Raw genomic sequence first — 573 nt, 5'->3', positions numbered from 1 at the left:
TAACGTTGCGCTCTGGGGCAGTTTACTTTATGCACCTTTGTGCGAGAATGCGAACGCAGAGAGCCGCACAAAGGTGCATAAAGTGAACTGTCCCTCAGCAGCGCCTGGTTAGAGCTGCTACGGCGCGCCGTGGATGAATATAACTCAGAGCCTTCACCTCCATGGAGAGCTGACACTGTAACTATTGCGTTGGTCGTTTTCCATACCAACCATACTGATTCATCATCTACGTCACGCACTGGCTTAAACCCGTATAGCTCGATGTATTCTCTTTCTAGCCCTTTTACCCTGTTCTTTGCTTCCGAATCTTCGAAATACGTAATATTTACGTTTTGTAAGGATGTTTTTCCATTTGCGCAGTTGTACGAAATCAGAGCAGGATAGCCTTCATGAATTCCCTCAAATATTTTCATTTTTCCGTCGATTTTCAGCCTCGAGCCCTGACTTTGTTCAAGATCGTAGGTAGATTTGCAGTCATCTCCAATAGATACGCCTCGCAAGGCTGTAGCTTCTGCTGCACCTGAAATTAGTAGTACGATCAACAAAACAATGTATTTCTTCATGAGCTCTAAC

At 44.9% G+C, this 573-nt stretch carries 1 protein-coding gene; it reads right to left on the bottom strand.

What is annotated here, in order from left to right; genetic code table 11:
* Positions 1 to 563, bottom strand: a 563-nt coding sequence (locus tag IG627_RS20745) for a hypothetical protein (RefSeq protein ID WP_193195234.1), incomplete at its 3' end; no start/stop codon positions are given.
* Positions 564 to 573: the final 10 nt, after the last annotated feature.

It is taken from the genome of Microbulbifer taiwanensis (assembly GCF_014904815.1).
Taxonomy (GTDB): domain Bacteria; phylum Pseudomonadota; class Gammaproteobacteria; order Pseudomonadales; family Cellvibrionaceae; genus Microbulbifer; species Microbulbifer taiwanensis.
This window is presented reverse-complemented; position numbering and strand designations above follow the sequence as displayed.